At 56.0% G+C, this 23,645-nt stretch carries 21 protein-coding genes; 13 read left to right on the forward strand and 8 right to left on the reverse strand.

All coding sequences use genetic code 11. The features are described from left to right. Positions 1-65 precede the first annotated feature (65 nt). Together bepA and arsC are read left to right on the forward strand one after the other, a co-directional pair. The gene (bepA, locus tag AM379_RS01675) at positions 66-1,529 is read left to right on the forward strand and encodes a beta-barrel assembly-enhancing protease (protein WP_020883065.1); all 1,464 of its coding nucleotides are present in this window, start codon (positions 66-68) and stop codon (positions 1,527-1,529) included. 18 nt (positions 1,530-1,547) lie between these two features. Beyond that, on the forward strand, positions 1,548-1,904 hold the full coding sequence (gene arsC, locus AM379_RS01680) for an arsenate reductase (glutaredoxin) (RefSeq protein WP_014171122.1): 357 nt from the start codon (positions 1,548-1,550) through the stop codon (positions 1,902-1,904). On the opposite strand, the gene AM379_RS01685 is transcribed toward arsC, so the two are convergent. Then, on the reverse strand, positions 1,901-2,725 hold the full coding sequence (locus AM379_RS01685) for a hypothetical protein (protein WP_106503391.1): 825 nt from the start codon (positions 2,723-2,725) through the stop codon (positions 1,901-1,903). The two genes, arsC and AM379_RS01685, sit on opposite strands and share 4 nt — an antisense overlap. A 145-nt stretch (positions 2,726-2,870) precedes the next feature. Between AM379_RS01685 and celB the strand changes: the two genes are divergently transcribed. Genes celB through AM379_RS01700 form a run of 3 tightly spaced genes read left to right on the forward strand, consistent with a single transcriptional unit; the run spans position 2,871 to position 6,571 of the window. Continuing rightward, on the forward strand, positions 2,871-4,190 hold the full coding sequence (celB, locus tag AM379_RS01690) for a PTS cellobiose transporter subunit IIC (RefSeq protein WP_014171124.1): 1,320 nt from the start codon (positions 2,871-2,873) through the stop codon (positions 4,188-4,190). Positions 4,191-4,193: 3 nt separating this feature from the next. Beyond that, positions 4,194-5,153 carry a N(4)-(beta-N-acetylglucosaminyl)-L-asparaginase gene (locus AM379_RS01695; RefSeq protein WP_025203486.1) on the forward strand — a complete coding sequence of 320 codons (960 nt, stop codon included), beginning with the start codon at positions 4,194-4,196 and terminating at the stop codon, positions 5,151-5,153. Further along, positions 5,150-6,571, forward strand: coding sequence for a leucyl aminopeptidase family protein (locus tag AM379_RS01700; protein WP_032678665.1), 1,422 nt, complete (start codon positions 5,150-5,152; stop codon positions 6,569-6,571). Before AM379_RS01695 ends, AM379_RS01700 begins: the two co-directional genes overlap by 4 nt. A gap of 56 nt (positions 6,572-6,627) precedes the next feature. Here the strand turns inward: AM379_RS01700 and AM379_RS01705 are convergent, their stop codons facing one another. The 4 genes from AM379_RS01705 to AM379_RS01720 all read right to left on the reverse strand — a co-directional run bounded on the left by AM379_RS01705 (position 6,628) and on the right by AM379_RS01720 (position 11,023). After that, positions 6,628-7,329, reverse strand: coding sequence for a DnaA inactivator Hda (locus tag AM379_RS01705; protein WP_212479862.1), 702 nt, complete (start codon positions 7,327-7,329; stop codon positions 6,628-6,630). A gap of 95 nt (positions 7,330-7,424) precedes the next feature. Beyond that, positions 7,425-8,714, reverse strand: a complete 1,290-nt coding sequence (gene uraA, locus AM379_RS01710) for a uracil permease (RefSeq protein ID WP_014171128.1) — start codon at positions 8,712-8,714, stop codon at positions 7,425-7,427. Positions 8,715-8,800: 86 nt separating this feature from the next. Beyond that, positions 8,801-9,427, reverse strand: a complete 627-nt coding sequence (upp, locus tag AM379_RS01715; RefSeq protein ID WP_020883061.1) for a uracil phosphoribosyltransferase — start codon at positions 9,425-9,427, stop codon at positions 8,801-8,803. A 165-nt stretch (positions 9,428-9,592) separates the two neighbouring features. After that, positions 9,593-11,023: a 6-phospho-beta-glucosidase gene (locus AM379_RS01720; protein ID WP_020883060.1), complete on the reverse strand. Its 1,431-nt coding sequence runs from the start codon at positions 11,021-11,023 to the stop codon at positions 9,593-9,595. A 266-nt stretch (positions 11,024-11,289) separates the two neighbouring features. On the opposite strand from AM379_RS01720, the gene purM reads away from it, so the two are divergent. The 4 genes from purM (at position 11,290) to ppx (ending at position 16,797) form a co-directional block, all read left to right on the forward strand. After that, positions 11,290-12,327, forward strand: coding sequence for a phosphoribosylformylglycinamidine cyclo-ligase (gene purM / locus AM379_RS01725; protein ID WP_020883059.1), 1,038 nt, complete (start codon positions 11,290-11,292; stop codon positions 12,325-12,327). Continuing rightward, positions 12,324-12,965 carry a phosphoribosylglycinamide formyltransferase gene (gene purN / locus AM379_RS01730; RefSeq protein WP_014171132.1) on the forward strand — a complete coding sequence of 214 codons (642 nt, stop codon included), beginning with the start codon at positions 12,324-12,326 and terminating at the stop codon, positions 12,963-12,965. The genes purM and purN overlap by 4 nt, the downstream gene beginning before the upstream one ends. Positions 12,966-13,194: 229 nt before the next feature. Beyond that, entirely contained in the window at positions 13,195-15,255 is a 2,061-nt protein-coding gene (gene ppk1 / locus AM379_RS01735) for a polyphosphate kinase 1 (protein WP_014171133.1), read from the forward strand. 3 nt (positions 15,256-15,258) lie between these two features. Beyond that, positions 15,259-16,797: an exopolyphosphatase gene (ppx, locus tag AM379_RS01740; protein ID WP_020883058.1), complete on the forward strand. Its 1,539-nt coding sequence runs from the start codon at positions 15,259-15,261 to the stop codon at positions 16,795-16,797. A gap of 4 nt (positions 16,798-16,801) precedes the next feature. On the opposite strand, the gene AM379_RS01745 is transcribed toward ppx, so the two are convergent. Beyond that, a complete protein-coding gene (locus AM379_RS01745; protein ID WP_106503392.1) occupies positions 16,802-19,042 on the reverse strand; it encodes a sensor domain-containing phosphodiesterase in 2,241 nt (746 codons plus the stop codon). 370 nt (positions 19,043-19,412) lie between these two features. Between AM379_RS01745 and AM379_RS01750 the strand changes: the two genes are divergently transcribed. After that, the gene (locus tag AM379_RS01750) at positions 19,413-19,583 is read left to right on the forward strand and encodes a YfgG family protein (protein WP_020883056.1); all 171 of its coding nucleotides are present in this window, start codon (positions 19,413-19,415) and stop codon (positions 19,581-19,583) included. Here the strand turns inward: AM379_RS01750 and AM379_RS01755 are convergent. Further along, positions 19,580-20,470 carry a LysR family transcriptional regulator gene (locus tag AM379_RS01755; protein WP_040018114.1) on the reverse strand — a complete coding sequence of 297 codons (891 nt, stop codon included), beginning with the start codon at positions 20,468-20,470 and terminating at the stop codon, positions 19,580-19,582. The genes AM379_RS01750 and AM379_RS01755 overlap by 4 nt on opposite strands. Positions 20,471-20,567: 97 nt before the next feature. Here AM379_RS01755 and AM379_RS01760 point away from each other — a divergent pair, with 97 nt between their 5' ends. From AM379_RS01760 to AM379_RS01770, 3 genes are all read left to right on the forward strand, one after another. After that, positions 20,568-21,761, forward strand: coding sequence for an MFS transporter (locus tag AM379_RS01760; RefSeq protein ID WP_106503393.1), 1,194 nt, complete (start codon positions 20,568-20,570; stop codon positions 21,759-21,761). A 111-nt stretch (positions 21,762-21,872) separates the two neighbouring features. Continuing rightward, on the forward strand, positions 21,873-22,340 hold the full coding sequence (locus tag AM379_RS01765; protein WP_020883054.1) for a DUF6130 family protein: 468 nt from the start codon (positions 21,873-21,875) through the stop codon (positions 22,338-22,340). Positions 22,341-22,351: 11 nt separating this feature from the next. Next, positions 22,352-23,095 (forward strand): alpha/beta fold hydrolase, encoded by a 744-nt coding sequence (locus AM379_RS01770; protein ID WP_106503394.1) that lies wholly within the window; start codon positions 22,352-22,354, stop codon positions 23,093-23,095. A 45-nt stretch (positions 23,096-23,140) separates the two neighbouring features. Here the strand turns inward: AM379_RS01770 and AM379_RS01775 are convergent, their stop codons facing one another. Then, complete coding sequence (locus tag AM379_RS01775) at positions 23,141-23,587, reverse strand: winged helix-turn-helix transcriptional regulator (RefSeq protein ID WP_047743060.1); 447 nt, start codon at positions 23,585-23,587, stop codon at positions 23,141-23,143. Positions 23,588-23,645 lie beyond the last annotated feature (58 nt).

The raw sequence follows: 23,645 nt of genomic DNA on the forward strand, positions 1-23,645 counted from the left end.
GTGGAGATGAACGATATGCCGGTTCATCGGTCAAATTAGCACATCCCAAATACAGGACAGTGGTTATGTTCAGGCAGTTGAGAAAAACACTGGTTGCGACACTGATTGCCGCACTGACGGTCGGTCAGGTGTTGCCAGCTTTCGCTGACTCGTCCGATTCATTGCCGGACATGGGCACTACAGCAGGAAGCACGCTCTCCATTGGGCAGGAAATGCAGATGGGGGATTATTACGTTCGTCAGCTGCGTGGCAGCGCGCCGCTGATTAACGACCCGTTGCTGGTTCAGTACATTAACGGGCTGGGCATGCGCCTGGTCGCGCACGCCAACTCGGTAAAAACCCCCTTCCACTTCTATTTAATCAATAATGACGAAATCAACGCCTTCGCCTTCTTTGGCGGCAACGTGGTGCTGCATTCGGCGTTATTCCGCTACTCTGATAACGAAAGTCAGCTGGCCTCGGTCATGGCGCACGAAATCTCTCACGTCACCCAGCGCCACCTTGCCCGGGCAATGGAAGACCAGAAGCGTAACGCTCCGCTGACCTGGGTGGGCGCATTGGGTTCCATTCTGCTGGCAATGGCCAGCCCGCAGGCCGGGATGGCGGCGTTAACCGGTACGCTGGCGGGAACACGTCAGGGGATGATCAGTTTCACCCAGCAAAATGAACAGGAAGCGGATCGTATTGGCATTCAGGTGCTGCAACGTTCGGGCTTTGACCCGCAGGCCATGCCGAGCTTCCTCGAAAAGCTGCTCGACCAGGCGCGCTACTCCTCCCGCCCGCCGGAAATTTTGCTGACGCACCCCTTACCGGAAAGCCGTCTGTCGGATGCGCGTAACCGTGCGAACCAGATGCGCCCGGTCGTGGTACAGTCGTCGCAGGATTTCTACATGGCAAAAGTGCGAACGCTTGGCATGTACAATTCCGGGCGTAACCAACTGACCAGCGACCTGCTGGATGCGCTGGCGAAAGGCAACGTGCGTGAGAAAAACGCGGCTCAGTATGGCCAGGCGTTACAGGCGATGGAAGCCAGCAAATATGACGAAGCGCGTAAAACGCTGCAGCCACTTCTCGCCGCCGATCCGAATAACCCGTGGTATCTCGATCTGGCCACAGATATCGATCTGGGGCAGAAAAAAGCCACCGATGCGATTAATCGCCTGAAAGGGGCAAAAGAGGTGCGGACTAACCCGGTGCTGCAGCTTAACCTGGCGAATGCTTACTTACAGGGTGGTCAGCCTGCTGAAGCGGCGAACATTCTGAACCGCTACACCTTTAACAATAAAGACGATCAGAACGGCTGGGATCTGCTTGCCCAGGCAGAAGCGCAGCTGGGCAACCGCGATCAAGAGCTTGCGGCACGCGCCGAAGGCTTTGCCCTGGTGGGACGTCTTGACCAGGCGATTTCCCTCCTGAGCAGTGCCAGTTCCCAGGTTAAGCTCGGCAGTCTGCAGCAGGCCCGCTACGATGCACGTATCGATCAGCTTCGCGGTCTGCAGCAGCGCTTTAAGCCGTACGAGAAGATGTAATAAAGGAGAATTCAGGTCATGACAGACGCGGTAAAAATCTACCACAACCCACGCTGCTCGAAGAGCCGCGACACCCTTAGCCTGCTGAAGTCGAACGGCATTGACCCGGAAGTGGTGCTGTATCTGGAGACACCGCCCGATGCACAGACGCTTCGTCAGCTGCTGCACATGCTGGGAATGGGCAGTGCCAGAGAGCTAATGCGCCAGAAAGAGGACCTGTATACGTCGCTCAATCTGAATGACAGTCGTCTAACCGAGGCTGAGCTGATTCAGGCGATGGTTGAAAATCCGAAACTGATTGAGCGCCCCATTGTGGTCGCAAACGGTCAGGCGCGTATTGGACGCCCGCCGGAAGAGGTGCTCGAAATTCTCTAATCCTTACGCCGCAGCGCTTCCAGAAAGGCCTGCGGCGTGCTCTCTCCCAGCTTTTTCTGCGCTTTGCCCCGATTGTAAAACTCGCACATCTCGATCAACACCTGCCCTAACGGAACAGCATTCACTCGTGGAATGATGTCGCCGAGCGGTACCGCAACCTGCACGGCCTTGTGCCTGGTCGGCTGTACTTTTACGACAGGTTCACCCGCGGGTAAGTCGCGTTCAAAACCGAAAGTCTCAACAGATTGGATATCAGCCGGACAGGCGTTCAGCAACTCACACATCCAGTTGTTCAGCAGCTGTGATGAAATTCCCGCATAGAGCCGGGCATAACACCAGCCGCTCACCGGTTCGCGCCCCCACAGCAAATGCTGCTCCCCGCCATCATCCATATGCAGCGATAAAGGCTGGTGATGCACCAGCAGTTTTGTGGGTAAAACGCCTGCCTTTAGCGCTTTTTTCCCCTGAAGTTCAACGCCCTTGCGTTTCGCAGAAGCGGGACGGAGATAACGGTTCAGTGTCGCCCGCGAAACGGAAATCCCCAGCACCTCGTTAACCAGCAGCAGCAGTTCATCCAGCGGTGCGCCCGTGATATCACGCAGCGCATTAACGAGGTCAACCTGCTCTTGTCTCATCGCTTTGTGTATCACTTTTGGGGTCGTATGGTTGTCAGAAACCCGATCGCGATTGCGCCATCGCCGCACGGTCGTCACGGAAATACCCAGCTCTATAGCCAGTTCTCTGTCGCTTTTGTCGGATTGTTGCAGATAGCGACGGATCCGCGGCGTGGTGGTGGCATTGGCGTGCAATTTGATTTCCATCGCTGTAACTCCATAACCAATCTCATGAGATTTATAATATCTTAGCGAGTGCTTTGTGACCTGTTTCACCTTTCAGCCACCGCGCTTCACTGATAATCCACAGACATAACATAACAACACCCCTCAATCTTGTACGGAGTTCACAATGAACAATGTTCTGGGATTTCTTGAAGCAAAACTGATGCCGCTGGCGGCCAAAACCGCGCAACAGCGGCATCTGGGCGCCATACGCGGGGCCTATGTTTCCTTCATGCCGTTTATCATCGTCGGCTCGATTCTGCTGGTCATCTCCTCTTTTCCGAACCAAACCTATCAGCAGTTTATGTCTCAGGCATTTGGTGAAAGCTGGAGTGCCATCATTGAAATTCCGTTCAACGCGGTGTTCTCAACCATGTCGCTGTTTATCAGCTTCCTGGTGGCGTTTCGCCTGGCTGAACACTACGGCGAAGATCGCATCTCCTGCGGCATTCTGGCTCTGGTCGCCTTTTTAATCCTGACACCTTTTATCAAAGTGGCCGAAAACGGCGGTATCACGGTCATGCCGGTGGAGTGGATTGGCAGCAAAGGGCTGTTCGTGGCGATGATTGGCTCTCTGCTGTGGACGGAGCTGTTCTGCTGGCTGAAGCGCAAAAAGCTGGTCATCAGAATGCCTGATGGCGTGCCGCCGGCGGTGCAGGAATCGTTCGCCGCGCTGATCCCGGCCCTGCTGGTAATGATTCTGGTGCTTATTATCCGCATCATTTTCGAAAACACTCACTACAACACCATTCACCAGTTTATTTACGAAGTGGTCGCCACGCCGGTTCGCCACTACGGGACCTCCTATTTCGGCGCGCTGATGACGGTGTTCAGCATCACCATTCTGTGGTCTGTGGGCATTAACTCCGGTTCAATGATCAACGGCATCATTCGCCCGCTGTGGATGGAGAACCAGACCGATAACATCGCCGCCATTCAGGCGGGTACGACGCCACCGCACATTATCACCGAACAGTTTTTTGACATGATCTGGATGGGTGGCGCAGGGGCAACGCTCTCGCTGGTGATTGCGATGCTGATTTTTGCCCGCAGCAAAAACATGCGCGAGGTGGCGCGTCTCGGCGCGGGGGCCTCGGTGTTTAACATCAACGAGCCGATTCTGTTTGGTCTGCCGGTTATCATGAACCCCATCATGCTGATCCCGTTCAATCTGGTGCCGCTGGTCCTGGTTACCGTGCAATATGCTGCGATGAAAATGGGTGCCGTCGCTGTGACCACCGGGGTGTTTATCCCCTGGACGTTACCGCCGGTGATCAGCGGGTTTATCGTCACGGGGCATCTCAGCGGCAGCGTGATGCAGCTTATCAACCTGCTGATTGGCGCCATGCTGTATCTGCCTTTCATGCGTATCGTGGATAAACAATACCGCGCCGCGGAGATTGCCACCGTGACGCAAACCGACCCAACCCTTGCAAAACAGGAGTAAAGCATGTGGGGAATTATCGCAACCTGGCGAATGGCGCTTGAAGGGGTCACGGAGTCTGCGTCTGCGCTGGCTGCGGGGAAACCGGTAGCAGAAGCGGTGGTCGATGCCGTTGCTGCCGTCGAGGACTTCCCGTTGTATAAATCCGTCGGCTACGGCGGGCTGCCAACCGAAAATGGCGAAGTCGAACTGGACGCGGCGTATATGGATGGCGATACGCTTGCGTTTGGGGCCGTGGGAGATCTGGTTGATATTGCGAACCCGGTGCGTGTCGCCCATGCGCTAAGCCGCCAGCGCTATAACAGCCTGCTGGTCGGCCAGGGCGCGCGCGAATGGGCGCTGAGTCAGGGGTTTGCCAACAAAACCATGCTTACCGACCGCGCGATGCAGCATTACCGTAAGCGCTGCCGGGAGACGCTGGACAAAGGCTTAAGCCCGTACGATGGGCATGACACCGTCGGGATTATTGGCCTCGACAAAAGGGGGTCGATGAGCGTGGCGACCTCCACCAGCGGTCTGTTTATGAAAAAGCGCGGCCGTATTGGCGACTCGCCGATTATCGGCTCCGGCTTTTACTGCGACAGTGAAACCGGTGCCGCCACCGCCACCGGCGTGGGGGAAGACCTGATGAAAGGCTGCACCAGCTACGAAATTGTTCGCCGCATGGCACAGGGCATGTCACCGCAGCAGGCGGCGGACTCGGTGGTCTTCGAACTGGAAGACAAACTGATGTCGCGCTTTGGCCGCGCGGGCGATCTCTCGGTGGTGTGCATGAATAATAAAGGCGAATTCGGCGCCGCAACCAACATCAAAACCTTCTCATTTGTGGTGGCAACGGCCCGCCAGCCTCTCACCGTATTTCGCGCCGAGCGCCTGCGGGAAAAAACGCACTATCAGCCCGTGGATGAGGAATGGATGCAGGCCTATGCCGCGCGGATCCGCGCGCCAGTTGAGGAGTCACAATGATTACCTTTGAGCTTATCACCGACCTTGCAGACGCAAAGCCCCAGAGTCATCTTATTGCCCGGGCCGCCTGCGCGTTACTGCCGGACACCGCACTCATCGCTGAAATGCGTGAACAAAACGCCGTCGCAGATACCCGCTTTGGCTGTGCTCCGTTTGCCAGAATCACGCTGCTGCCGGATGCGCTCTGGCAGGACAGTCTGACAGAAGGGTTACTCGCCGCCCTCCGTCCACTGCTGGCAGCCCCGGTCAGCGCCGATGTGGTACTGGATGTCACGGATATTGACGAGGTGGTGCTGACGCAGGTTCTGCGTTTTCTCTTTAACCAGGCGTATGACCTTCGCGATCTGCAGCTTAAGAAAACCGATGGCAAAAGCGTTCGCCTTCGCCATGTCACCGCCCTGTGTCATCCGCAACAGCGTGAAAGGCTGGACGCTCTCTTCCAGCAACAGCAGGCCATTGCCCGAGGAATGGTCGCCGCGCGACGTCTGGCGGATATGCCGTCCGATCGCTGTACGCCGCAGTATGTCGTCGACGAAGCGCAAAAGCTGTGCGCCGCCTTCCCCGCCCTGCGGTGTGAAGTGCTTGATGAAAAGCAAATTATTGAACAGGGTCTGGGGCTTCTGCATGCCGTCGGTAAAGGCGCGACCTGTCCACCGCGGCTGCTGGCCATTCACTATAACGGCATCGCTGATGGCCCGGTACGCTGTTACGTGGGCAAAGGCATAACGTTTGATACCGGTGGCCTGTGGCTGAAGGAAGGCGCGGGCATGTACACCATGAAATATGACATGTGCGGGGCAGCGAACGTGCTCGGGTTGATGCTGAGCGTGGCAGAACTCGGCCTGCCGGTTCGTATTATGGGCGTACTGGCGCTGGCGGAAAACGCCATAGGACCGGATGCGATGCAGCCGGGCACGGTGGCCAACGCCTGCAACGGTATCACGGTTGAAATCAACAATACCGATGCCGAAGGCCGGCTGGTACTGGCGGATGCGATCGCCTGGGCCAGCCAGCGTCATCCGCAGGCTCGCTATATTATTGATATGGCGACTTTAACCGGTGCCGTCGTGAAAGCGCTGGGGTACGAGCTGAATGGGTTAATGACGCAGGACGAAGCGCTGCGTCAGGCGCTCACCCGCGCGGGGAAACGGAGCGGTGATGAGGTGTGGTCCCTGCCGCTGGATGCACGGTTAAAAAAACAGACCGACAGCGCCATCGCCGACCTGTGCAATACCCCACCCAATAATGCGGCGATCAGCGCATCGGCGGCCTGGCTGTTACACCATTTTTGCCCGCCGACCATTCCATGGGCCCATCTGGATATTAGCGGCACGGCGCTGTGGCGTGAGAACGGAAAAAGCGTGGCCTCGGGCAGACCCATTCCACTTCTGGTTGAGCATTTGCTGGAAGACAGGTGAGTTTTAGCCAGTGGCACTGGTTCTCCCTCTGCGCCAGGCAGAGGGAGAAAAGCGCATCACAGCTTCAGAATATCTTTTACAAAAGGAATGGTCAGCTTGCGCTGCGCGGTAATCGAAGCGCGATCGAGCTGATCGAGCGTATCAAAGAGCGTGCGCATTTCCCGGTCCAGGCGCTTGAGCAGGAAACGCCCCACGTCTTCCGGGAGTTCAAAGCCGCGCAATCTTGCGCGCAGCTGTAACGCCTGAAGTTTGTCTTCATCCGACAGCGGCTGCAGCTTGTAGATTTGCCCCCAGTCCAGACGGGAAGCCAGATCCGGCAGCCCCAGATTCAGCTGGCGCGGCGGACGATCGCCGGTGATCAGCAGCCGGGTTTTCCCCGACTCCAGAATGCGGTTATAGAGGTTAAAGATCGCCATTTCCCACGGCTCATCCCCCGCCACACATTCGATATTATCGATGCAGACCAGTGAGAGATGTTCCATTCCCTCCATGACTTCAGGCACAAACCAGGTACGTTTATCCAGCGGCACATAGCCTACCGCATCACCCCGCGCGGAAAGCTCCGCACAGGCGGCATGCAACAGGTGGCTGCGCCCCGCGCCTTCGCGTGACCAGATATAGATGTATCCGCTGTGTTCCTGACGCAGCACGTTTTGCAGTGCAGCCAGTAAAGAGGGGTTATCACCCGGCCAGAAACTCGCAAAAGTTTCGTCGTCAGGGAGATAGAGTGGCAGAGAGAGCTGTGCCGGTCCGTTCAGAAGTACCTCAACCAGATCTTACATAAAATCGGCGGTGAGTTTAGCACGGAACGTGCAAGGAGAGAACCGGGCGGATCGTCCGCCCGGTTTTACGATCAATGTGACGCTTTTTCGCTGTCTTCAGCATCCAGCACCACTTCTTCCGGGCGCAGGACGGAGATCAGTTTGAAGATCAGGCTCAGGCCCACACCCACGATGGTCGCGAGCGCCATGCCTTTCAGTTCAGCCGCACCGATGTGCACCTTCGCGCCGCTCACGCCGATGATCAGGATCACGGAGGTGAGGATCAGGTTTTGCGCTTTGCTGTAGTCCACTTTGGATTCAATCAGCACGCGAATACCGGACGCGCCGATCACACCGTACAGCAGCAGAGAGACGCCTCCCATTACCGGTACCGGAATGATCTGGATAGCCGCCGCCAGTTTGCCCACGCAGGAGAGCAGGATGGCGATGATTGCCGCGCCGCCAATGACCCAGGTACTGTAGACACGGGTAATCGCCATCACGCCGATGTTCTCACCGTAGGTGGTGTTAGGCGTAGAACCAAAGAAACCGGAGATAATGGTAGAGAGGCCGTTGGCAAACATCGAGCGGTGCAGACCCGGGTCGCGGATCAGGTCACGTTTAACGATGTTTGCCGTCACCACCAGGTGACCTACGTGCTCAGCAATAACCACCAGCGCCGCGGGCAGGATCGTGAAAATGGCAAACCATTCAAAGCGCGGGGTATAGAAGGTTGGCAGTGCGAACCAGTGCGCTTCAGCAATAGGCGTGGTATCAACAACGCCCATCACGAAGGAGAGCGCGTACCCCGCCAGCACACCGATCAGGATCGGGATAATCGCCATAAAACCGCGGAACAGCACGGAACCAAACACCGTTACGCCCAGTGTCACCATCGAGATAATGATGGTTTTGGAATCCGGTGACTGCCCGTCAGCAGGCAGCAGGCCAGCCATATTGGCCGCCACGCCCGCCAGCTCCAGACCGATGACGGCGACAATGGCCCCCATTGCGGCTGGCGGGAACATAACGTCCAGCCAGCCGGTACCGGCCTTCTTCACAATGAAAGAGACCAGGCAGAAGAGGACGCCACACATAATGAAGCCGCCCAGCGCCACTTCATACCCCAGCGGCAGCAACAGCAGAACCGGTGAAATAAAGGCGAAGCTTGAGCCGAGATAGGCAGGGATTTTGCCTTTACAGATAAAGAGGTAAAGCAGCGTACCCACACCGTTGAACAACAGCACGGTAGCCGGGTTAATGTGAAACAGGATTGGCACCAGCACGGTTGCGCCAAACATGGCGAACAGATGCTGCAGACTAAGCGGGATTGTCTGTAAAAGCGGCGGTCTTTCACTCACCCCGATAGCACGGCGCGTCATAGTGTTTTCCTCTGAGTAGTATTGTTGTTGGCGTTTTATTCAAAAAAAAGCCGACTATCAAAGTCGGCTTCATTATCGTTATTCGATTATTTAGTACCAAAAATCTTATCGCCGGCATCGCCAAGCCCCGGGATGATGTACCCGTGCTCATTCAGCCCCTGGTCGATAGACGCGGTATAGAGTTCGATGTCCGGGTGCGCTTTTTCCAGCGCCGCGATACCTTCTGGTGCAGCAACCAGCACCAGCACTTTGATGCTGCTGCAACCGGCTTTTTTCAGCAGGTCGATGGTGGCAATCATTGAACCGCCGGTCGCCAGCATCGGGTCAACCACCAGGGCCATACGCTCGTCGATGTTAGACACCAGCTTCTGGAAGTACGGTACCGGCTCCAGGGTCTCTTCGTCGCGGTAGACCCCAACCACGCTGATGCGCGCGCTTGGCACGTGCTCCAGCACGCCTTCCATCATGCCGAGGCCGGCACGCAGGATGGGCACAACGGTAATTTTCTTACCTTTGATCTGCTCAACCTGAACCGGGCCGTTCCAGCCCTCGATGGTCACTTTTTCCGTTTCCAGGTCAGAGGTCGCTTCATAGGTCAGCAGGCTGCCGACTTCAGAAGCCAGTTCGCGAAAACGCTTCGTGCTGATGTCATGCTCACGCATCAGGCCCAGCTTGTGTTTAACGAGTGGGTGCTTCACTTCCACAATCTTCATTCTCTTTCTCCTCTGAGGGGGCAACCGCAAAAAAATCGCGGGATTATACCGCTTTTTTCGGATTGCACCATACCCAACTTGCTTGACGTACATCAAGCAAAGTGTTTTAGAGGCAAAAAAGCCGGAGGGCAAGCTCCGGCTTTTTGCGTTTTTACTCTGCTGGAATTAAAGAGTGTCGCCGTTGCTGGCTATCACCTGCTTATACCAGTCAAACGACTTCTTCTTACTGCGGTTCAGGGTGCCGTTACCTTCATTGTCTTTGTCGACAAAGATAAAGCCGTAGCGTTTTTTCATTTCACCCGTTCCGGCAGACACCAGGTCGATACAGCCCCACGGGGTATACCCCATCAGATCAACGCCATCTTCGACCACCGCTTTTTTCATTTCGCGGATGTGCGCGGCAAGGTAATCAATACGGTACTGGTCATTCACCGAACCGTCGCTCTCCTGCACGTCGATGGCGCCAAAGCCGTTCTCCACGATGAACAGGGGCAACTGATAATGATCCCAGAACCAGTTCAGGGAGTAACGCAGGCCCACCGGATCAATCTGCCAGCCCCAGTCAGATTTCTGCACGTACGGGTTGGAGACCAGGCTCTTGCTTTCGTCGTAATCCAGCTCCGGGTTATCCGCCGTCGCTTTGGTGGCGAAAGACATGTAATAGCTAAAGCCAATGTAATCGACACACCCCTGCGTCAGCGCCGCGTTATCTTCTTCTGTGATATCCAGCGTGAAACCGCGACGAGCAAAGTAGTTAAGCAGATGCTGCGGGTACTTGCCGCGCACGTGGACATCGGTGAACCAGTAGCGACGGTGCATGGCGTTCATCGCCATCATCATATCGTCTGGGGCACAGGTCAGCGGATAGATTGGACACATGGCAATCATGCAGCCGATCCGCAGCGACGGGTTAATGTCGCGCCCGGCCTTCACCGCCAGGGCGCTGGCCACCAGCTCATAGTGTGCCGCTTGGAACATTACCGGTTCGCGGTCTTCGCCCGGCTCGTACTTCAGGCCGGAGTTGGTAAACGGTGCAAAGTCTTCGTGGAAGTTGGCCTGGTTATTGATCTCGTTAAAGGTCATCCAGTACTTCACTTTATGCTGGTAACGTCTGAACACAACCTCCGCAAAGCGAACAAAGAAGTCGATCAGCTTACGGTTACGCCAGCCACCGTATTCGGTGACAAGGTGGAACGGCATCTCGAAATGGGAAAGGGTAATAACCGGCTCGATGCCATACTTCAGGCACTCGTCAAACAGGTCGTCATAGAATTTCAGGCCAGCTTCGTTAGGCTCCAGCTCGTCCCCTTTCGGGAAGATACGCGTCCAGGCGATGGAGGTACGGAAGCATTTGAAGCCCATCTCGGCAAAGAGTTTGATGTCCTCTTTATAGCGATGGTAGAAATCGATGGCTTCATGGTTAGGGTAATTTTTCCCTGGCAGCACGCCGTTGGTGATTTCACGCGGCACGCCGTGCGCGCCGGCCGTCATCACATCGGCAACGCTGATCCCCTTACCGCCCTCGTTCCAGCCCCCTTCCAGCTGATGCGCTGCGACCGCACCACCCCACAGAAAATCTGCTTTGAATCCAGACATACACTTTCCCTCATTCTGCGTTATTTTCTGCAAAAACAATTACAGAAACCGGTTTCATCCTGATGATGTGCAAAGGGGCTTTTTGTTGCAAGGAGAAAACCGAAACCGGTTTCATTTTCGTGAACAGACTCAACTTTAGGCGCATTCGCAGGGCCTGCTGAAAAAAAAATCCTCTCGCCGAGAATAGGCTCGCAAACGTTTGCCTGGACTGTTAGAATTGCGCCGATTTTTCTTACTAGCTATGCAATCGCGTGGGGACTTGAGCCGTGACCAACAAAACTTCTCTCAGCTACAAAGATGCCGGTGTTGATATTGACGCAGGTAATGCGCTGGTTGACCGAATCAAAGGTGTGGTGAAAAAAACCCGCCGCCCGGAAGTGATGGGTGGTCTGGGTGGATTCGGCGCACTGTGCGCACTGCCGCAAAAATATCGTGAACCTGTTCTGGTCTCGGGTACTGATGGTGTAGGGACGAAACTGCGCCTGGCGATGGATTTAAAACGTCACGACACGATCGGTATCGATCTGGTCGCGATGTGTGTTAACGACCTGGTGGTTCAGGGCGCAGAGCCGCTGTTCTTCCTGGATTACTACGCGACTGGGAAACTGGACGTGGATACCGCAGCAAGCGTCATTAACGGCATTGCCGAAGGGTGTCTGCAGTCTGGCTGTGCGCTGGTCGGTGGTGAAACCGCCGAAATGCCCGGTATGTATCACGGCGAAGATTATGACGTCGCAGGCTTCTGCGTTGGCGTAGTAGAAAAATCAGAAATTATCGACGGCAGTAAAGTGGCTGATGGTGATGTGCTGATCGCGTTGGCCTCCAGCGGCCCGCACTCGAACGGCTACTCTCTGGTGCGTAAAATCCTCGACGTGAGCGGCAGCGATCCACTGACCACCGAGCTTGATGGCAAGCCACTGGCTGACCATCTGCTGGCGCCGACCCGCATCTACGTGAAAAACGTGCTGGAGCTTATTGAGAAGGTTGACGTGCACGCCATTGCCCACCTGACCGGTGGCGGCTTCTGGGAAAACATTCCGCGCGTACTGCCGGACAACACCCAGGCGGTGATTGACGAATCGTCCTGGCAGTGGCCGTCCGTCTTTAACTGGCTGCAGACTGCGGGCAACGTGAGTTCACACGAGATGTACCGCACCTTTAACTGTGGCGTGGGCATGGTTATCGCGCTGCCAGCAAGCGAAGCGGATAAGGCGATTAAACTGCTGACCGACAAAGGTGAAAACGCGTGGAAAATCGGTATTATCAAAGCATCCGATTCCGAACAGCGTGTGGTCATTGAATGAAAAACATTGTGGTGCTCATTTCCGGTAACGGAAGCAATTTGCAGGCGATAATTGACGCCTGCAAACAGAAGAAAATCAACGGCACCATTCGGGCAGTATTCAGCAATAAGGCCGACGCGTTCGGCCTTGAACGTGCCCGGGAAGAGAACATTCCCGCGCACGCGCTGGAAGCCAGCCAGTTTTCCGGACGTGAAGCGTTTGACCGGGAACTGGTTCAGGAGATTGATGCCTACGCGCCTGACGTTGTCGTGCTGGCGGGGTATATGCGTATCCTGAGCCCGGCCTTTGTCGGGCACTACGCTGGTCGTCTGCTGAATATCCACCCTTCCCTCCTGCCGAAATATCCCGGCCTGCACACCCATCGTCAGGTTCTGGAAAACGGCGATGAAGAGCACGGTACCTCCGTGCATTTCGTTACCGACGAGCTGGACGGCGGGCCGGTGATCCTGCAGGCAAAAGTGCCGGTCTTTGAAGGTGACAGCGAAGACGATGTTACCGAACGCGTGCAGACGCAGGAACACGCCATTTATCCTCTGGTGGTAAGCTGGTTTGTTGACGGGCGTCTTCAGATGCGCGACGGTGCCGCCTGGCTGGACGGCGTCAGGCTCCCTGCACAGGGTTATGCCGCTGACGAGTAGTTTGTTTGATGTGCCCGGCGGCGCGACGCCTGCACGGGCCTGTGGTCTTCACTGTCGGGTGAGCACCGCGCTTCCCGACATGCCCTTCCCCCAACCCTCTAAAATCCCCCAGAAAAAAAATAACTGTCATACTTTTCTGGCACTGTTGGACATATCGTGGAAATGCTCGCCATAATAAGGACGAGACGGATTTACCACGTCCTGTGATTGAACTGGAGTGTGAGCTGTAATGGGTCAGGAAAAGTTATATATCGAGAAAGAGCTAAGCTGGTTAGCATTCAACGAACGTGTACTCCAGGAAGCGGCAGACAAAAGTAACCCGCTTATCGAGCGTATGCGTTTTCTGGGGATTTATTCCAACAACCTGGATGAGTTCTACAAGGTTCGCTTTGCCGAACTGAAACGGCGAATCATCATCAGCGAAGAACAGGGCTTAAACTCTCACTCGCGCCATCTGCTGGGCAAAATTCAGTCGCGCGTATTGAAAGCCGATCAGGAGTTTGACGGCCTGTATAACGAACTGCTGCTGGAAATGGCACGCAATCAAATCTTCCTGATTAACGAGCGGCAGCTTTCTGTTAACCAACAAACCTGGCTGCGTCACTATTTCAAACATTACCTGCGCCAGCACATTACCCCTATTCTGATCAACCGCGAAACCGATCTGGTGCAGTTCCTGAAAGATGACTACACCTACCTCGCGGTGGAAATTATTCGTGGCGACACGATTCGTTACGCATTGCTTGAGATTCCGTCCGATAAGGTGCCGCGCTTTGTGAACCTGCCGCCGGAAACCCCGCGCAGACGCAAGCCAATGATCCTGCTCGATAACATCCTGCGTTACTGCCTGGACGACATCTTCAAGGGCTTCTTCGATTACGACGCGTTAAACGCCTACTCCATGAAGATGACCCGTGACGCCGAATACGATCTGGTGCACGAGATGGAAGCCAGCCTGATGGAGCTGATGTCATCCAGCCTGAAACAGCGCCTGACGGCGGAGCCGGTGCGCTTTGTTTATCAGCGCGATATGCCAGATGCCATGGTGGAAATGCTGCGCGACAAGCTGACCATTTCTCGCTATGACTCCATCGTGCCGGGCGGTCGTTACCATAACTTTAAAGACTTTATTGGCTTCCCGAACGTCGGCAAGGCCAATCTGGTGAACAAACCGCTGCCGCGACTGCGCCATCTCTGGTTCGATAAATTCCGCAACGGTTTCGACGCCATTCGCGAGCGCGATGTCCTGCTCTACTATCCGTACCATACGTTTGAACACGTGCTGGAACTGCTGCGTCAGGCTTCGTTCGACCCGAACGTACTGGCGATCAAAATCAACATCTACCGTGTGGCAAAAGATTCCCGCATCATCGACGCGATGATCCATGCGGCGCACAACGGCAAAAAAGTGACCGTGGTGGTTGAGCTGCAGGCACGCTTCGACGAAGAGGCAAACATTCACTGGGCGCGCCGTCTGACGGAAGCCGGTGTCCACGTTATCTTCTCAGCGCCCGGGCTGAAAATTCACGCCAAGCTGTTCCTTATCTCCCGTAAAGAGGGGGAGGACGTGGTGCGTTATGCCCACATCGGGACCGGGAACTTTAACGAAAAAACCGCGCGAATTTATACCGACTACTCGCTGCTGACTGCCGATGCGCGCATCACTAACGAGGTTCGCCGGGTGTTCAACTTTATTGAGAACCCGTACCGCCCGGTCAGCTTCGATTATCTGCTGGTCTCGCCGCAGAACTCACGCCGCCTGCTGTACGACATGATCGATAAAGAGATCGCCAATGCCCAGAAAGGGCTGTCGTCGGGCATTACGCTGAAACTCAACAACCTGGTCGACAAAGGACTGGTGGATCGTCTGTATGCGGCGTCCAGCTCCGGCGTTCCGGTCAATCTGCTGATACGCGGTATGTGCTCACTGATCCCTGAACTCGAAGGCATCAGCGACAATATTCGCGTGATCAGCATTGTTGACCGCTACCTGGAACACGATCGGGTCTATATTTTCGATAATGCGGGTGATAAACAGGTCTATCTCTCTTCTGCAGACTGGATGACGCGCAATATTGACTACCGAATTGAAGTCGCGACACCGCTCCTGGATCCGCGGCTGAAGCAGCAGATCCTCGATATCATCGAGATTCTGTTCAGCGATACGGTGAAAGCACGCTATATCGACAAAGAACTCAGTAACCGCTATGTACCGCGCGGCAATCGCCGTAAAGTGCGGTCGCAACTGGCGATTTACGACTATATCAAATCACTCGAGCAACCCGATTAACCTATGCCGATAAATGATAAGACCCCACGCCCGCAGGAATTCGCCGCGGTCGATCTTGGTTCTAACAGTTTCCACATGGTCATCGCCCGTGAGGTGGATGGCGCGTTGCAGATCATCGGTCGTCTGAAGCAGCGTGTACACCTGGCGGATGGTCTTGATGAGCGCAGCATGCTCAGCGAAGAGGCAATGGAGCGAGGCTTAAACTGCCTGTCGCTGTTTGCTGAACGCCTGCAGGGCTTCTCGCCCTCCAGCGTATGCATTGTGGGCACCCACACGTTGCGCCAGGCGCTGAACGCGCCTGAATTCCTCAAGCGGGCCGAAAAAGTGATCCCCTACCCCATTGAGATCATCTCCGGTAACGAGGAAGCCCGTCTGATTTTCATGGGTGTTGAACACACTCAGCCGGAAAAAGGACGCAAGCTGGTCATCGACATCGGCGGCGGCTCTACGGAACTGGTGATCGGCGAAGATTTTGAGCCGCGTCTGGTCGAAAGCCGTCGTATGGGCTGCGTCAGCTTTGCGCAGATGTATTTCCCGGGTGGCGCAATCAGCCGCGAAAACTTCCAGCGCGCGCGCATGGCCGCAATCCAGAAACTGGAGAACCTGGCCTGGCAGTACCGTATTCAGGGCTGGAACGTAGCGCTGGGCGCATCGGGCACCATCAAAGCGGCACATGAAGTGCTGCTGGCGATGGGTGAAAAAGATGGGTTTATCACCCCAGAGCGCCTGACCTTGCTGACCGAAGAGGTGCTGAAACATAAAAGCTTTGACGCCTTAAGCCTGCCGGGTCTTTCCGACGAGCGCAAAGCGGTATTCGTACCGGGGCTGGCTATTCTGTGCGGCGTATTTGATGCGCTGGCAATTAAAGAGCTGCGTCTTTCCGACGGCGCGCTGCGTGAAGGTGTGCTGTATGAAATGGAAGGCCGTTTCCGCCATCAGGATATTCGTAGCCGCACCGCACAAAGCCTGGCAAACCAGTACAATATCGACCGTGAACAGGCGAAGCGCGTGCTGGAAACAACCGTTCAGATATACGACCAGTGGCAGGAGCAGAACCCTAAGCTGGCGCATCCGCAGCTTGCCGCCCTGCTGAAATGGGCAGCGATGCTGCACGAAGTGGGACTGAATATTAACCACAGCGGAATGCACCGCCACTCAGCCTATATCCTGCAAAACAGCGATCTGCCTGGCTTCAACCAGGAGCAGCAAACTATGATGGCGACCCTGGTGCGCTACCATCGTAAAGCCATCAAGCTTGACGATCTGCCGCGCTTCACGCTGTTTAAGAAGAAGCAATTCCTGCCGCTTATCCAGCTGCTGCGTCTCGGCGTGCTGCTCAATAACCAGCGTCAGGCCACCACCACCCCGCCCACGCTGAAGCTCAAAACGGATGACAACCACTGGACCCTGAGCTTCCCGCCAGACTGGTTTAGCCAGAATGCGCTGGTGCTGCTGGATCTGGAAAAAGAGCAGCAGTACTGGGAAGCGGTCACCGGCTGGCTACTCAAAATCGAAGAAGAGAGCTCAGACGTCGCGGCGTAACGGCTCAGGTCTCGACCGGCGACGCCTCTGCTTCCAGCAGTGACTCAAGCGCCACCGGTCTGCCAATCAGATAACCCTGTACATAATCGATACCTAGCGCGTGAACCGCGCTACGTATCTCTTCTGTTTCGACATACTCGGCGACCACCAGCATTTTCTTCATTCGCGCCAGATGGCAAATCGAGGCCACTATCTGATAGTCCAGACTGTTGTTGACGATATTGCGGATAAAGCTTCCGTCTATCTTAAGGATATCGGCGTCCACGCTTTTCAGCCGCGCGTAGCTCGCATAGCCGGTACCGAAATCATCAATCGCAATGCGTACCCCCATTTTTTGCAACTTCCTGAGGGTATGTAACGCCTGCTCACCACTGCCGAAGGTGCTGCACTCGGTCACTTCAAATATCAGCTGCCAGGGTTCGACGGCGTATTTCGCCAGCAGACGACTCACCTCAGCCGGGAACTGCGCACGGCACACGGTGGAAGGGCCCAGATTAATGGCAAAACGCTGGCCAGGCAGATTTACCCGATGCTCTGCCAGGAAGCGTAGCGTGTTCTCCAGTACCCACAAATCAACCCGCGACGACAGACCAAATTCCTGGGCGACGGGCAGGAATTGCAAGGGAGAGAGCAACGCCCCGTTTGCATCCGACATCCGCAGCAACACCTCGTGGTAGCAATCGCCCCGCACGCCGCAAACCGGCTGGACCAGCAGAGTAAACGCGTTACTGTCGAGCGCACTTTGCAGACGGCTCATCATCGCAACCTTGTCCTTCAGGCTACGCTGGAGATGGACAGCACCGCGCTGCTGCAGATTTTCCGGATGGTTGGTCGAAATCGACAGATCGGCAATCACCCCCAGTTCACCGAGGACCAGATAGAGATGGGTCACCGGTGAGCGCACATAGCAGTAGCTCACGCCCACCTGAGGCTGCAGCGGCATCCCATCCCAGACAAAGCGGAACTGTTTAATATGCTCGTCCAGCGCCTCAATGCGTTGCTGGTGCGATTCCGCGTTAAGGCGAACCGCCAGGTCACAGCCGGTGAGGTGATAGACCCGCTCACTGGGCTGCAAGGTGCCATTGACCCATTGCGCCAGCTGCTGTTTATACAGGATCCGCAACAACACCCCGTAATTTCGGCCCAGCACCTCAAGCTCCGGAATGCGCAGCAGACAGAGCGCCGACCACGGGTTTTTAGCAAGATCGCGCGACAAGGCCCGCAGGTTCGGCATATGGACAACCGGGTCGAGTAGCGCCAGCCTGCGGGAACGTTTATTCGCGGCGCGCTGGCAGGTAGCCAGCATCGACATGTAAATCACCACAAACGAAAAGACCAGATAGCTGGAAGAGGTAATTGCCAGCTGAATGTCATATCCGGACTGTTGAGGGATATAACGGTAAAAATAGTGGATAGACACCAGCAGCACCGGGGTCCAGATAAGCGACATCAGTTTATAGCCAAACCGCATCGCTCCCCAGAGCATCACCGGCATCAGCAACGACAGGGTGTAGTTGGTGGTGAAAATCGAGCTGTTTTCGTTCATCGGGAGCAGCAGCAGGGTAAGCAGCCCGCCAAGCGCAATGGCCCACAGCAGAAATTCAATGACCGTCACCTTTTTGTCTATCTGCATTCGCACCTGCGAGACAAGACTTCTGATATACCGCGGATGGCGAATCAGACGGATCAGTAAATAGCTTAACGGCACGCCCGTCAGCCCACTGACCAGCAGCGCCTGATAGTTAATCAGCGTGCGAATATTAAGCGGGGTCAACCCCTCCAGGCTCTGACGGCTCTCATACACCCCCAGATAGAGGGCAAACTGGAACAGCACCAGAAACAGCGTCGCGGGGCAAAAGGCCTGCCAGAAGATACGCTGCGCCATCAGTCTGACATCCCCGTAAGCCGTCATGCTGCGTCTGGGCGCAAACACCCGATACCCCCCCCAGCTGAGCACAACAGGGACAATAAAATGAAAAATGCCGGCAATGGTTTCGAACAACCCAACCGACGGGTAGTAGCGGATGAACAGTGACAATACGATGCCGGGAAGCGCTTCCAGACCAAAAAACATCATCACCGAAAGCAGAAAGGAGAGAGGTAAATAATAGAGTGCCACCAGACCATCGCCCAATCGGGTAAAGGTATTGGCAACGCTTAATACAGGCAGTAAACCCACCGGTAAAATAAGCGGTAAAGCCCACCAGCGGTCTTTATTGTTTTTCAGGAAAGAAATAATGTTCATAGATGCCCGTTTAAACCCCTTTCGCTCCAGAGGGAAATGAAGACAGGCATCCAACCTGACGTACCTGCCGCCCGACAACGTGCGGGGCGAACAGTATGGAGGTGGGATTTTAAATACCAGGCCAGGGAAACCGTTGACTTAAATCAAACTAATTTACTCAAACGATCCTTTCTTACATTTTTTTTGAAATAGTTTTCTTCATATTATCAATATGGTAAATGCAATTATTAATTTCAATAACATTAATTAATGTAACTATTGACGGTTATTTACACATTTGCGAATTGACCCTCTCTTCCCGCTGTGCCTTAATATCCCTGTCGCCCAAAAGGGCATGCCCAGGAAAAACACAGTGAGTCAGGCCACGCGTATGCGAAAACGACATCAGTTCAACACCCGGATGACCCGCATCATACTGCTTATCAGCTTCCTGTTTTTCTTCGGCCGCTTCGTTTACTCCTCTATTGGCGCCTGGTATCACCATCAGGACAAGGCCCAGTCACAGCAATCCAGCCTGACCGTTGATTCAGCCGATCGCTAACGCGTCGAAGGATTTTGTAATATCCGAATTATCCCTGCTATTCCTTTGCTCAGGATTTTATCCTGGCGCATCACCACAGCCAGCTGTCGCTGCAGCACGGGGGTGAGCGACATCACGCATAGCCCTTCGCGGTCAGCCGCCAGGTCTACGGCCATACGCGGCACGATACTGTAGCCAAGCCCCGCACGTACCATCCGCTTGATCGCCTCGATGCTGCCCAGCTGCATCACCGGCGTGAGGATTCGCCCCTCGGCCGCAAACCAGCCGTCGATCAGCGCCCGGGTGCCGCTGCCTGATTCAAAAGCAATGAATGGCTGCGCGTGCAACGCAGCGGGCGTCAACGGCTGAAAACCGTCCTGCTGGTCCAGCGACGCGATAAAAACAAACTCTTCGTCCATCACCGGCGTAACGTCGAGCGCTCTTCCGCTCACCGGTAACGTCACCAGCCCCATATCAAGACGGTTTTCTTCAATTGCCCGGACGATGTCGAGCGTATTGCCGGTCGTCACGCCCACTCTGAGAAGCGGATAGTCACGTCCGAGCTGCTGTAACAGCGGCGGCAGAAGATGAATGCAGGCCGTTGCGCCCGTACCAAGCGTAATGGTGCCACTCACGTCGTGGCTGAACTCACTCACGGACCGAATGGCTTCATCCACCGCCTGCTGAATACGCTCCCCGTGCACCAGCAACGCCTGCCCGGCAGCCGTGGGTTTGATACCCCGCCCGGTACGCTCTACCAGCCGGGTTTGCAGAAACTGCTCCAGCTGGCGGATTTGCAGGCTGACGGCCGGCTGGGAAATGCCCAGCAGGTCCGCCGCCGCGGAAAAACTGCCGCGCTGGATAACCAGACGGAACGTCGCGAGATAGCCCAGGTTGAGCGTTGTCATTCAAAGTTTCTCTTATACAGCGCATAAGGTGACTGACCTGCCAGCACAATAGCGCGCTCGCTATGCTCAGGACAACTGCATAACGGAATGAAAAACAATGAAAACACCTGCCCTTCCCCGTCACCTCGCCCTCCGGGCAGGTTGTCATCAGCTTATCAACTGGGGGATCTCGTTTTATATGCCCGGGACCTTTGCCCAGGCGATTGTGGCCGACCGGGGGTGGTCATCACCGCAGCTCTACCTCGGCCTGACGCTGGCGATGCTGGTAATGGCGATGGTCTCCCCTTTTGTCGCCCGACTGCTGGCGTACGCTGGCGGGCAGAACGTGGTGATGAGCGGAACGTTACTGATTGCCGCAAGCTGCGCGGGCATGGCATATACGCAGACGCTGTTCGGCTGGTACGGTGCCTGGCTGGTTGCCGGTATCGGGATGCGGCTGTCGCTGTATGATGCGCTGTTCGCCGCGCTGGTGAACCTGTACGGCCAGCAGGCACGCAGAACGATCTCGCGCATCACGCTCGCTGGCGGTCTGGCATCAGCGGTTTTTTGGCCGCTGGGTGATGGGCTGCTGAAAGTGATGAGCTGGCAACACGCATTGCAGATCTACGCCCTCTTTGGCCTGCTGAGCGCGGTGCTGATTCGCACGCTTCCCCACCAGCAGCTGGCGGCCCCCCCGCACGTTACCGCGCCGCCCGTGCGCGAGGAACGGCGTAACGGCTGGCGGTATGCCACGTTTATTGCCCTCATGACCTTTGTCTCTAACGGCACGTCCACCCATCTGCCAGAGTTTATTGCCAGTTTTGGCCTGCCGGTCGCCATCGGCATGCTGTGGGGAGTTGGCCAGACGGGCGCACGCGCCACGGAGGTGCTGGCGGGTGCACGCTTAACCCCGCTCAACCTGACGCTCCTGACCGCCCTCGCCATGCCGCTCTGCTTTGTTATCGGGTTAAGCAGCTCGCTGTTTGTCGGGTGTGCCGCTGGTTTTGTGCTGGGCTACGGCGCCATCAACGGGCTGATGACGATAGTAAAAGCCACCCTGCCGCTGACGCTTTTCAGCGCCGAAAGCTATGCCCGCCGCACCGGCATGCTGCTCATTCCCGCACAGCTTATGGCCGCGGCATCGCCGTTTGCCTATGCGTGGCTAAACAAAACGCTGGGGATCGCCGGCGCAATGTGGGTTTCCACCGCGCTGACGCTGGTGATTGCCGGGCTGGCGATAGCGATTGTGCGCAGTACCAACCACGCGCGAAATGATGAAATGTATCCCACTGTATCCGGAGCGCCACGCTGACAAGCCGGTACAAAACGCCGTTCCCCGCAAACATCCCGGATACATAAAAATGGTTTTCTGTGTCTGTCATTGTTTGAAACCGAATTTGAAACCGATTGAGGAGAGACTCAGATGATCCGTCGTTATTTACTGCTCCCTGCACTTGTTCTGGCGTCAGCAACCTGCTCCTGGGCCGCACCGCTGGATAACCTCAGCGCTGCCGACGTCAACGGCCCTGCCGCTGTTGCCCCGCTGGAACGTCCACAGCCGGCCGCTAAGCTGATTGTCGATCCACCGCTTGCCGGCCCGCTGAGCAAGGGGGCGGTCTTTATTCAATACCGGGCTGAAAACCTGCGCATCGAGCCGGTATTCGGGCCCGATGCGCTGAAGGTCACACCACGTATCGGCCATATCCATGTCGTGGTGGATGACGCCCCCTGGCACTGGGCCGATACCAGCGGAGAGCCAATCATTCTGGTTGGGTTACCCGCCGGGAAGCATAAAGTGACCATAATTCTGGCCGACCCCACGCATAAACCCATCGACCATAAAACCATTGAATTCACCGTACCGCCTCACGCAACGGTCCATCATTTTTAAGGAGCCAGACAATGAAAGCACGCTTTGTACTGACGGCGGGTCTGCTGGCGCTTTCGGCCAGCGCCTTTGCTGAGAGCAAAACCAGCGTGGTGCTGGTCCATGGCGCGTTTGCCGATGGCAGCAGCTGGAACAAGGTCATTACCCGGCTGCAAAAACAGCATACCGAGGTGATTGCCGTCCAGCTGCCGCTCACGTCGCTTAAAGATGACGTTGCCGCCACCCGGCGCGCCATTGCACGGGCGCATGGTGATGTGGTGCTGGTAGGTCATTCCTGGGGCGGAACGGTGATCAGCGAAGCGGGCAACGATGCACGGGTAAAATCCCTGGTGTACGTAGCGGCCTTTGCGCCTGATTCCGGCCAGTCGACGGCGGACCTGGCGGGAAGTTACCCACCGCCAGCGGGGAGTGCGGATATCGCAAAAACGGCAGACGGGTATTTGTATCTCCCGCCAGAAGCCGTGATGAAAGACTTCGCACCGGATGCAAACGCCGTTGAACAGCAGACGATTGCAGCCACTCAGGGGCCGATCAAGGCCGACGCGTTTGCGGAAAAAGTGAGCCATGCGGCCTGGCATGAAAAGCCAAGCTGGTTTGTGGTCAGCAAAAATGACCGGATGATTAACCCGGAGCTTGAACGTGCGATGGCGAAAACGATCCACGCGAAAACCACGGAAGTGGCAGCAAGCCACGTGTCGATGGTGAGTCAGCCGGATGATATTGCCCGCACGATTGAGCAGGCAATCACAAACCATTAAGCATGACACAACAGCCCGCGTAGCGCGGGCTAGCAGAGCGTCGGGTTACTTCACTTTCTGCACTTCAGTATCTTGCGCCTTCAGCGCCGTTCCATCCTGCGCTGCTGGCGCCATCAGGGGAACCGGCTTGCCGGTACGCCTGTCGATCAACAGCGAGTGGCGCTCCCCGCGCTCAAACAGATGCTGCTCTCCCCACTGGCGAAGCGCAACGACGATGGGAAACAGGCTTTCGCCTTTGTCCGTCAGGACATATTCCTGATACGACGTACCGTCCGACGCCCCCTGCATCGCGAGAATGCCCGCGTCGACCAGCTTGCGCAGCCGGTCAGCCAGAATGTTACGCGCAACCCCGAGATCCCGCTGAAAATCCCCGAAACGGCGCATGCCGTCAAAAGCATTACGCACAATCAGAAGCGACCAGCGATCGCCAATCAGATCGACGCTGCGGGCAACAGGACAAAATTCCTGTTCAATCGGTTTACGAGACGGCACAGCGTTACCTCGGCAGGTCAGTCAACAATAACTGGTTGCATTTTAAAACTGCATAGCC

This window comes from Enterobacter cloacae complex sp. FDA-CDC-AR_0132 (assembly GCF_003010695.1).
Taxonomy (GTDB): Bacteria; Pseudomonadota; Gammaproteobacteria; order Enterobacterales; family Enterobacteriaceae; genus Enterobacter; species Enterobacter ludwigii.

What these genes read in the sequence shown, in the direction of transcription:
- bepA (WP_020883065.1), top strand. Translation starts at nt 66, where the DNA reads ATGTTCAGGCAGTTGAGAAAAACACTGGTTGCGACACTGATTGCCGCA.
- arsC (WP_014171122.1), top strand. Translation starts at nt 1,548, where the DNA reads ATGACAGACGCGGTAAAAATCTACCACAACCCACGCTGCTCGAAGAGC.
- AM379_RS01685 (WP_106503391.1), bottom strand. Translation starts at nt 2,725, where the DNA reads ATGGAAATCAAATTGCACGCCAATGCCACCACCACGCCGCGGATCCGT.
- celB (WP_014171124.1), top strand. Translation starts at nt 2,871, where the DNA reads ATGAACAATGTTCTGGGATTTCTTGAAGCAAAACTGATGCCGCTGGCG.
- AM379_RS01695 (WP_025203486.1), top strand. Translation starts at nt 4,194, where the DNA reads ATGTGGGGAATTATCGCAACCTGGCGAATGGCGCTTGAAGGGGTCACG.
- AM379_RS01700 (WP_032678665.1), top strand. Translation starts at nt 5,150, where the DNA reads ATGATTACCTTTGAGCTTATCACCGACCTTGCAGACGCAAAGCCCCAG.
- uraA (WP_014171128.1), bottom strand. Translation starts at nt 8,714, where the DNA reads ATGACGCGCCGTGCTATCGGGGTGAGTGAAAGACCGCCGCTTTTACAG.
- upp (WP_020883061.1), bottom strand. Translation starts at nt 9,427, where the DNA reads ATGAAGATTGTGGAAGTGAAGCACCCACTCGTTAAACACAAGCTGGGC.
- AM379_RS01720 (WP_020883060.1), bottom strand. Translation starts at nt 11,023, where the DNA reads ATGTCTGGATTCAAAGCAGATTTTCTGTGGGGTGGTGCGGTCGCAGCG.
- purN (WP_014171132.1), top strand. Translation starts at nt 12,324, where the DNA reads ATGAAAAACATTGTGGTGCTCATTTCCGGTAACGGAAGCAATTTGCAG.
- ppk1 (WP_014171133.1), top strand. Translation starts at nt 13,195, where the DNA reads ATGGGTCAGGAAAAGTTATATATCGAGAAAGAGCTAAGCTGGTTAGCA.
- ppx (WP_020883058.1), top strand. Translation starts at nt 15,259, where the DNA reads ATGCCGATAAATGATAAGACCCCACGCCCGCAGGAATTCGCCGCGGTC.
- AM379_RS01745 (WP_106503392.1), bottom strand. Translation starts at nt 19,042, where the DNA reads ATGAACATTATTTCTTTCCTGAAAAACAATAAAGACCGCTGGTGGGCT.
- AM379_RS01750 (WP_020883056.1), top strand. Translation starts at nt 19,413, where the DNA reads ATGCGAAAACGACATCAGTTCAACACCCGGATGACCCGCATCATACTG.
- AM379_RS01755 (WP_040018114.1), bottom strand. Translation starts at nt 20,470, where the DNA reads ATGACAACGCTCAACCTGGGCTATCTCGCGACGTTCCGTCTGGTTATC.
- AM379_RS01760 (WP_106503393.1), top strand. Translation starts at nt 20,568, where the DNA reads ATGAAAACACCTGCCCTTCCCCGTCACCTCGCCCTCCGGGCAGGTTGT.
- AM379_RS01765 (WP_020883054.1), top strand. Translation starts at nt 21,873, where the DNA reads ATGATCCGTCGTTATTTACTGCTCCCTGCACTTGTTCTGGCGTCAGCA.
- AM379_RS01770 (WP_106503394.1), top strand. Translation starts at nt 22,352, where the DNA reads ATGAAAGCACGCTTTGTACTGACGGCGGGTCTGCTGGCGCTTTCGGCC.